The 7,555-nt window shown below is 53.6% G+C and carries 8 protein-coding genes; 2 read left to right on the top strand and 6 right to left on the bottom strand.

Annotated elements, in window-relative coordinates:
• Nucleotides 1-145: 145 nt before the first annotated feature.
• Entirely contained in the window at nt 146-271 is a 126-nt protein-coding gene (locus EQG66_RS15740) for a hypothetical protein (protein WP_281273958.1), read from the top strand.
• A gap of 11 nt (nt 272-282) precedes the next feature.
• On the opposite strand, the gene EQG66_RS15020 is transcribed toward EQG66_RS15740, so the two are convergent.
• The 6 genes from EQG66_RS15020 to EQG66_RS14995 all read right to left on the bottom strand — a co-directional run bounded on the left by EQG66_RS15020 (nt 283) and on the right by EQG66_RS14995 (nt 6,912).
• The gene (locus EQG66_RS15020; RefSeq protein ID WP_245988132.1) at nt 283-1,746 is read right to left on the bottom strand and encodes an ABC transporter substrate-binding protein; all 1,464 of its coding nucleotides are present in this window, start codon (nt 1,744-1,746) and stop codon (nt 283-285) included.
• A gap of 238 nt (nt 1,747-1,984) precedes the next feature.
• On the bottom strand, nt 1,985-3,217 hold the full coding sequence (locus EQG66_RS15015; protein WP_129405314.1) for an acyl-CoA dehydrogenase family protein: 1,233 nt from the start codon (nt 3,215-3,217) through the stop codon (nt 1,985-1,987).
• 52 nt (nt 3,218-3,269) lie between these two features.
• Complete coding sequence (locus EQG66_RS15010) at nt 3,270-3,815, bottom strand: flavin reductase family protein (RefSeq protein ID WP_129405313.1); 546 nt, start codon at nt 3,813-3,815, stop codon at nt 3,270-3,272.
• Between the two features lie 280 nt (nt 3,816-4,095).
• A complete protein-coding gene (locus EQG66_RS15005; RefSeq protein ID WP_220428678.1) occupies nt 4,096-4,728 on the bottom strand; it encodes a glutathione S-transferase family protein in 633 nt (210 codons plus the stop codon).
• Between the two features lie 168 nt (nt 4,729-4,896).
• Complete coding sequence (locus EQG66_RS15000; RefSeq protein WP_129405311.1) at nt 4,897-5,745, bottom strand: LysR family transcriptional regulator; 849 nt, start codon at nt 5,743-5,745, stop codon at nt 4,897-4,899.
• Nucleotides 5,746-6,078: 333 nt separating this feature from the next.
• Entirely contained in the window at nt 6,079-6,912 is an 834-nt protein-coding gene (locus EQG66_RS14995; protein WP_129405310.1) for a LysR substrate-binding domain-containing protein, read from the bottom strand.
• A gap of 312 nt (nt 6,913-7,224) precedes the next feature.
• Between EQG66_RS14995 and EQG66_RS14990 the strand changes: the two genes are divergently transcribed.
• Nucleotides 7,225-7,452 carry a helix-turn-helix domain-containing protein gene (locus EQG66_RS14990; protein WP_245988131.1) on the top strand — a complete coding sequence of 76 codons (228 nt, stop codon included), beginning with the start codon at nt 7,225-7,227 and terminating at the stop codon, nt 7,450-7,452.
• Nucleotides 7,453-7,555 lie beyond the last annotated feature (103 nt).

Here is a 7,555-nt window from a genome sequence, read left to right as displayed (position 1 = left end):
AATGCCACCGCGTGAGTGGTCCATGGCCAAGGCTCAGTTCGCCGTGATCTTCGGCGAGCGCTTCATCAGAGCCATGGCGGCGTAATGTTCAACCGCCCGCCCACACACGGAAATCCTGACAGTCCCCTTTCTGATGATGTTCGGCATGCTCGCTCCACGTCCGGGCTTTACAGATTATGTGTCCGGCCTGACCGAGCGGCCAGCCTATATCCGTGCAAAAGAAATCGATGCTGCTTTGATAGCTGAACGCGAGGCAGCGGCGGCGAACTAATCCAGTCGCTTTTATTTCATCAGACGATCAAGCGGATGCACTGCGCGTGGCGAAGGGGCAAACCCATCCAGCCGCCCGCGCACCAGCGACCAGCGCACTGGCATCGCCAACGGGATAAAGCCCTCGTGTTCCACGATCAGCGGTTCAGCCTGGCCCAGCATCTCCAGTCGCTCAGCCATGCCGGTCGCCTTCAGCGATTCACGCAGCAGCTCCTCTGCTCGTTCATCGCAATGCACCCCCCGCGCGCAGCTCAGGCGGCCAAGATACCATGATACACTGTCATACGGCGCCACCTCGTCAATCAGAGCAAGGTCAGCCCCTTTCTCCTTACGGATCAGCACCACACCCGTCTGCGCATATTGATCGCGCAAGGCGTGGAACAGTATCTCCAAGCCCGGCCCTTTCGGCAGGCTGATGGAGAGGACAAACGGCGCGTTACCATGCTGCAAGCGCCAGCGCGACACCACGTCACGCGCCAAAACCCGCCGTCGTTCCATAGACAGCACCGCCCAATCCGGCGGAGTCGGAAGATGGGGCAAATTCAGTTGCTGCGGCACAATCTGCTCGGCAATTTTCCAGCGTGCTACCGCAAATTTGCTCACGAGGGCAGTGCGATCAATCGCCATCGCCATTGCACGCCGCACTGAAGCATCCTTGAGCATCACGCTGTCCCGCGCCACCGCCAGCCCAAACAATCCCTGCACAGGATCAAAGCGGACAAATCCGTCCCGCACTCCCGCGATGGATACATAAGGCAGCTCGGCCACCGTGCCGCCCAGCATCAGATCGGCATCGCCTTCGCGAAAACGCACAATCGCCCGCGCGGCCCGTTCGGCGCGCAACAAACGAACCGCGCGCTGCTCCGCCTCCTCATCCACATGGCCCAGCGCATCAAGCGGCAACAAGCGCCAGAGATCGGCTCCACCCGCCTCGTCCTTACGCTTGCGATACGGGCCGGTGCCGCCGGTGCCGCGTGCAATCGCCATCTCAGGCACAGCCAGAGCGGCGAGAAAATTGGGGCGTGCTGTTGTCAGCCTAAGCTCCAGCACGTCGTCCGTCATCGCAATTATCTGCTTAACGGAAGCGAGAGGACCGTAAGGATCTTGCCGGACACCGGCGCGCAGCCGAGCCTGAAGCAGTCGCTTCACCTCACGCGCGTCAACTCTTGCCCCATCAGCCCAGCGAGCGCGGCGCAAACGGAAGATATAGCTTTTCCCCTCATCCACCACGATCCAGCGTTGCGCGAGCGCAGGAACCACAGTGCCATCTGCATCTACGCTTACCAAGCCGCGCGCGGTCGCGGCCAGCATGATCTGTCCCGCGCGGGTGTCGATATGGGTGAGCGGCGCCGCAAACTCGCGCGCAGAACCTATCGCATTGACGCGCACGGGCTCGTCGTCGCCAGCGCCGCATCCCGCGCACAGAAGCGCCCCGGCCAGAGCGGCAAAAACAGAGAGGAATGAAGGCGGTTTCAAGACGGGGCAGTCCGGTTGTCGGGAACCCCTTCCTAACGCACCCCTACCCATAGGCCAAGCACGGATGCATACATCAACCCTGCCCACTTCCAACATAAGCACGATAACCAAAATTGTCTTTATGCCTGTTCAGAAGACGCTGAAGGCCTGCCTATGCCCGGTATCTACCCACGAGCATCCATAATCCCGACAAATGTTTATGGCCGGACTTGGCTATTCCCATACAGGAGTGCCATCTTCAAATTGGCGAACCGGAAAAACGGGGTGGCCTTGGCGTTCGCTTTTTTTGAGCTGCCGCATCGAAGGCCGCTTTCCCTGCGGCTATCAATATGGTGTCATTTTGTGGAGCATGGGCCTGGCTGCACAGGACGTTGCGGTAGTGGCGCTCAAGCTCGTTGTTCTTCGTCAAACCGGGGTTCCCGATCGCCTCCAATGCCATGGATACCGCCTCGATCGCGTTTTTAGTTACAAGAAACTTCACAAGAAAAGCATCTGTTGCAACCGGAGGAACGCCATCATCAGTACTTTCACAAAGCTCCCTGAGTAGAATATGATTGGCAAGTAGAAGCGCATCTATCCTGCCGACAAGATCTTGAAAGCGAGGCAGTGTCGACAGAGCTGCGCCCAAGTTGGAAGGCGACCGGCCATGTGCATAGTGTATGAACCAGTCGCGGGCGGATTGAGCCACTCCATCGTACAGAGAGCCTAGCAGGCCGGCAATCCAGGCAGTTTGACGACCGCTGGCGACCTGCCAATCGACAGGCTGGCGAATGTCCATTACGTGATCTGGTGAAATTTTGACCTTCTCGAAGATGATATCATGGCTCGCCGTCGCACGCATGCCAATGTGATTCCAGGTTTCTTCAATCCGGATACCGGGGCAGTTGGCCGGGACAAGAAAATATCCCACTAACGGCTGATCATCGTCAGTTTTCGCCCACACCAGCATGTATTTGAGTGCGTGACTGCCGGTCGAAAATATTTTCCTGCCCGTAATGACCCAACCATCCCTCTTGCGTTCCGCCAACGTTGCCGGCAGCCCTCCTCTTGCAGGCGTACCCAGTTCGGGTTCCACGCGAAGGGCGTTCACAAGTGCTCCGTGTATGATGGCATCCTGCTCAAGCTGATGACGCAAATTCTTGGGCCATCCCTCCAAGCCTTCAATACCGCTATGACTCATGCACTGCATTGCCAGAATCAACGCGGTTGATGGCTCACCCCTTGCAATCTCCCTGATCACCTTCGCGGAAGTGGCAAGGCCCGCCCCCATCCCTCCCCTATCTTCCGCGATAGTCAAGGCGAGCAAGCCTTTCGCATGCAGCGCGTTCAGATTGTCTACTGGTATCGTGCCTGCTGCATCATAATACGCCGCGGTCTCGGCAAATTTTTCACGCAACTCTGTCAGCACAGCATCGAGATCAAACAGCTCATCCCTGCCTTGCGAAACTGTGGCTGATGCTAACGCGGTCATGCGGTCCCCGTCCATATACAATCACTAGAGAACTGGATGCGCCGAGGAAGCCCTATGCAACATTAGCCAGCTTCTGAAAACGTCGTTTGAAATATACCAGGGGATCAGCGGACCGCCCCTTGATGCTGTCTATATTGACAATGAAGATGTCGTGTGTGCCGGCATCAATGACCTTATCAATATTCCCCGACATGGAGATTAAGGCACCTTTGAGTTCAGGAGGTTGACCGTAAGGCAATATCCATGATGCCGAGTCAAACCTTTCCTTAAAGCGGTCAGCGCGAGAAAACCGCTCTGCTTCGATTTGATCGGCCTCAGACAGTATGGCTATGCTGCACCTGTCCGAGCTCGAAAGCGCTGCATAACAATATGCAGCCTTTCTGATGCAGAAAAGCATGCTCGGCGGGTCAACAGACAATGGAGTCAAGGAGCTGACCAAAAGACCCTTCGGATGCCCGGAATCAACACATGCTACAACCGCCACACCCGTAGCCAGACATGCCATTGCGTCCAGAAATGACATTGATGTGTTGTTGCCCGTCTCCGGCAACTGCTCGACTTGCATCATAGTAGGATTGAGCCCATCACCCTTTACCATCAAATCCTTTCCTTCGGCGATTACATAGAGGCCTGCTCCAACAGCGTCGCAATTTGCGTCGGCGCCAGTCAAATGCAGACATAATTAATTTGCTTACACAAGCTTATCTGGCACGTACTTTTGGTCTAACGATATTTAGAAATGCAGTTTATGCCGGTTGCAAATGAATATATGTCCAGCCGTGGACCGCCCATGAAACTGCTACAATCAAAGCAAGTTTCTTTTTGCCCGATAGGCGCCGCAACAGTATAGTTTCGGAGAAGCCTCAGGCGCTGTCGCGTTACGCGGCCCGCGTGACCAGCCCAGACTCAATGGCGGTGGCACGGACGAAGGAGGGTCGAGCTTTTATACGATCGACAAGGGCTGCCCATGCACGATGGGGCGTGAGGTCGATTTCAAAGCGCTCCGCCCAGCGCCATGCGACGAAGGCCAGCGGATCGACGACCGAAAAGTCTTCTCCCAACAACCATGTACCCGATGCCGCGCGGTCAAATTCGGCCAATACTCCTTTGAGCCGGACCTTCCCGGATTCCTTTAGACCTGCCTGCACGTCAGCATTGTCACTAAACCGTTCGGAACGCGCAATCTGAGCAATCGCAATATGAACATTGGTGGCAAACCAACTGAGCAATTCATAGGCTCGCGCAAGTTTGGCGGGATCGCCCAGCGGCAACAGCTTTGCGTCCGGGAAGCGGTTGGCAATATATGTCAGCACGGCGATATTTTCCGCGATAACCTGACCATCGGCGATCAGAACAGGAACCTGACCTCGTTTGTTCAAGGCAAGAAATTCCGGTTTCCTCTGCTCACCCTCCGCCAGCACGACACGTACAGGTTCAAATTCCGCGTTTGCTTCTTCAAGCGCGATCAGCCCAGCCAATGCAACTGATCCAGGCCCAAAATAGATTTTCAAGGACATTAGGCGCCTCTGCTTTATATGTTGCACCAAAATTGTTACGCGTCTTAGAGCAAAACTGCATATCGTCTTGTGCTGGCATTGAACAACAAGTTTACGTAAGCTTGAATTAAAGCCCGCTAATAGCCTACCCACTGCCGCGCCACCTGATAACAGCGGATATTTCTATACTTTGGATATTAGATTCAGCACTGCCGACCGGACGATTTCGGCAAAGCGCGATACGACCGGGTGAACGTCTGGACGAATTTTCAACAGATACGAAACTCCACTGAGTTGCGGTAATTCAGTCGGCTCAGTCTCGACACGTCGAGTGGAGAATAGCTCTGTGCGACTGGTGATCGCAATATTGGATTCAACTGCTACCCTCAGTGCAGAGAGGCTCGCTGTTTCCATGAAAATTCGATAGGGACGACCGCATGCTTCCAGCGAAGCGAGAGCGGCATCCCGAAATCGACAAGGGCTTTGCATCAAGGCGAGCGGAAGAACCTTAACATCCAAAAGATCCTTGTTGCCGAGCCAGTAGGTGGGGGCATTGCAGATTGCGGCGGGGTCATCCTGCGCGCCTATACCGAGAACCATGTCAAGCCGGTCGCTCTCCATGAGTTCCGTCAGCTCAGTTGTTCCTCCAACGCGAACATGCAGCTGCGTATCAGGATTGCCCTTCACAAAACACGACAAGATATCGCCAAGCAATGTTTCAGCAAAATCCTGGATCAGGCCGACGCGGACTGCCCCAGCCAATGCTTCTCCATTCAACGCAATCACTGCCTGATCGTTCGTTGCGAGGATATTGCGTGCATATCCCAGCAACTCCTCTCCTGCAGGCGTTAAGGCTAGCTTGCGGCCATCGCGATAAAAAAGGGGTGTCTGCAACATGTCTTCCAAGCGCTTCATTTGTAAACTTAACGCCGATTGAGTTACGAACACCCGCTCGGTGGCGCGTTGCATTGACCCCGATTCAACGATTGCAACAAAACTTCTTAAAAGTTCGGTTGGGAGATTTAGCACCATCACACATCCACCGGCGTATTAAATCCGCAAATGAGAATATAAAGAATACTCAATTAAATTCCTAAATCTCACATTTAAGAACACAAAATTATTCCATGCAGCATGCTATCCTACATAAATTTGATAATCAATTAAATTTTCACAAATTCATTATCATATCAAAATATAAGTAATTCTTCTTAATTACTATAATTGGAAAATTTTATAGCGAAAATATTGAAATAATTTTCAAAAAATGTAGATATCGCTATTGTTTGTTCGAATATATACTATATTTCCAAGCAATAAATCGTCTCATCATAAGCAGCTGTTCCGACTATAGGAATCTGTAATCTAGAGCTTTCTGATCGCCGCTTTAATCAGTTCCACAAGCGCTAAAACCGTAGAATTGGCCGACGGGTGGACGGATACCATATACGCAATTTCGGATGTTGCTCCGCACCCAATATCGAGAGGCTCGAACTGATTGCCAAGAAATGCAACTGTGCGGCACGTCACGGCAAGTCCGCTTTCGACCGCAGCCCGCAGCACAGATATACTCGGAGTTTCAAGCGTGATTGCAAAGGGACGGCCAACGCTGTCTAGCGCCGTGATCGCGGCCTCACGGAACCGGCATGGCTTCGTCATGATTGCAATCGGCAGAACCGGCTGTAACAACAGATCGGAATCGCCGAGCCACTCCATCTGCGCCTTGGCGGTCGCACCCGGCTCACCAGGATCACCGAGATACAATGCCGTATCCAGGAGATTGGAAGCAAACAGTTCCTTTAATTCCTCGGAATTACTGACGCGGATTTCCATTCGCACATCAGGGTAGAAACGCTTGAACCGCGACAGAACTCCAGAGAGGATTGCATCGGCGAAATCCTGCACCATACCGATACGCACTGGTCCGTCGGCCCGGCTACCAATTTCCCCAATCAGGGTATCGTTCAGGGCCAGAATTTCGCGGGCACTGGCAACTAGACGTTCACCGGCTGGCGTTAGCCGAAGCGCGCCTTGCTGGCGCGTCAAGATCGGCTGCCCGACAATATCCGAAAGCCGCTTCATCTGGAGGCTGACAGCAGATTGTGTAAGATATATGTGTTCGCTTGCACGAACCATTGATCCCGTATCGACAATGGCCACGAGGGTTCTCAACAGGTCCATTGGCAAATTGATTCGCATATTTCTCTCCAGACACACCGGCTATGCCAAAATAGCTCCGGGCGGGCCAAGTGTCATTTGATAGGGCGCACTCGCTGCCGAAGCTCATGTCACTATAGGCGCAATCAGCCGGACACAGTCCTCAGATCTATGAATCAAATCGCGACGCTCAGCATATCTGTGTAGGGATGCATGGATGGCCAGCCTTTAACCTCGTGCTGGCCATAAAGCCAAACAAATTGTTCAGACAGACCAACATTACAACTGGCAGTTGTGCCGTGGGCCACTTGTGGTATGATTAATGCAGGCCGCAAACGCATCTCAAGAGTAAATGTGCGCACATTTGATATAGGAAAATTCGACTTAAACCTCCTGCGCGCGCTGCACATGCTGCTTCGCGAACGCAATGTGACGCGCGCAGCAAACGAGCTGCATGTTACACAACAGGCGATGAGCGGATCGTTGAAACGGCTGCGACAGCATTTCGATGATCCGCTCTTCATTCGCGTTGGTCAGCACCTGGAACCTACCCCAATGGTGTTGATTTTCATTGAGAGTTGACCCGGTGTGGGGAGTAATTTCCACTGAGAAGTGACCCATGTTTGAACGCTTCCCTGTCTTTGGTGATCAGGGGATATTGGAGTGTTGGACATGGCGTTATTGA

The organism is Sphingobium fluviale, from assembly GCF_004122115.1.
GTDB lineage: Bacteria > Pseudomonadota > Alphaproteobacteria > Sphingomonadales > Sphingomonadaceae > Sphingobium > Sphingobium fluviale.
The sequence above is the reverse complement of the archived record's forward strand: the minus strand, read 5'-3'. Positions and strand labels throughout refer to the sequence as shown.

Bases quoted from the DNA above. Each gene is read 5' to 3' on its own strand.
- EQG66_RS15740 (WP_281273958.1), top strand. From the start codon at position 146: ATGCTCGCTCCACGTCCGGGCTTTACAGATTATGTGTCCGGCCTGACC.
- EQG66_RS15015 (WP_129405314.1), bottom strand. From the start codon at position 3,217: ATGACCGCGTTAGCATCAGCCACAGTTTCGCAAGGCAGGGATGAGCTG.
- EQG66_RS15010 (WP_129405313.1), bottom strand. From the start codon at position 3,815: ATGGTAAAGGGTGATGGGCTCAATCCTACTATGATGCAAGTCGAGCAG.
- EQG66_RS15000 (WP_129405311.1), bottom strand. From the start codon at position 5,745: ATGGTGCTAAATCTCCCAACCGAACTTTTAAGAAGTTTTGTTGCAATC.
- EQG66_RS14995 (WP_129405310.1), bottom strand. From the start codon at position 6,912: ATGCGAATCAATTTGCCAATGGACCTGTTGAGAACCCTCGTGGCCATT.